This is a genomic window from Cupriavidus sp. GW821-FHT02F09 (genome assembly GCF_059421605.1).
The window spans coordinates 1-1,022 of sequence record NZ_JBWKVH010000105.1 but is presented as its reverse complement, the minus strand read 5'-3'; the positions used below and the strand labels follow the sequence as shown (position 1 = coordinate 1,022).

Sequence of the window (1,022 nt, the reverse complement as noted above, 5' to 3'; positions counted from 1 at the left end):
GAGGGTGAGGACAAATTCAGGCATTGGACAATCGGCGTACGAGCAAACGTGCCTGAGATAGCCAGACCCAGGCGGTTGCGCTGGCGATGCTGCGATCATGATGCATGATCAGGCGGCGCGAGCGTTCGTTCCAGGCATGGGTTCGCTCCACCACCCAGCGCATGGGCAAGGTGGGGAACGTTTGATCCAGCGGCCACAGGGACTGCTGCGCATCGTGCCAATGCCCAGCCTTGGGCGGACGACGCACGATGTGCACATTCAGGCCGTGAGCTTGCTCAAGGGCGGCGGCACAGCGCCCCGCATACGCCGAGTCGGCAAACAGCCGCTGCAACGTGCCGGCCTTGGCGCAAGCTTGAGCCACCACTGTTGGCGCTGCGTCGCGATCTTGCACGCTAGCGCTGGTAATGCAGACCGCCAACAACAGCCCCAGCGTGTCCACCACGATATGTCGCTTGCGCCCTTTGACCTTCTTGCCCGCGTCGTATCCTTGGCCTGCCCCCTGCGGCGAGATCCGGGTCGACTGTGAGTCGATGATGGCGGTTGTGGGCTGGGCCTCGCGCTGGATGCGCCTGCGCCATTGCTGGCGCAGGCGCTCGTGCAACTGCTCGAACTTGCCTTGCGCGCTCCAACGCAGGAAGGCCTTTTGCACGGCCGGCCAGGGTGGAAAGGACTCGCGCGGCAGCATGCGCCAGGAGCAGCCCGTGCGCAGCACGTAGCAGCACGCATCGACCATGCGGCGCCTCTCGTACACCGCAGGTCGTCCCCGATGTCCCTCTGGCCGTTCGAACAGGTTGGCCGCCAGCGCCCATTCAGCATCGGTCAGGCAACTGGTGTACTTGCCAGGATCGGCCGGCTCCAGGCGATGAGAGTCGCTGTAGCCGTAATGCGCGGGCTCACTGGGCTTTGCATAGAGTACTGCGCTGGGTTGCGCAACTCGCTTCAATCCAGCGCGGCGCAAAGCCGCCGCCAGCGTGACTGTGCTGACCCTGGGGCCACCTTGCTCGGCAAGGCCTTGGGCCAAC

Annotated in this window: 1 protein-coding gene; it reads right to left on the bottom strand. The window is 64.9% G+C overall.

The genetic code is table 11. The features are described from left to right. Positions 1–16: 16 nt before the first annotated feature. Positions 17–1,022: IS5 family transposase (locus AC07XB_RS38945; protein WP_493688204.1), on the bottom strand; the 1,006-nt coding region annotated here is incomplete at its 5' end.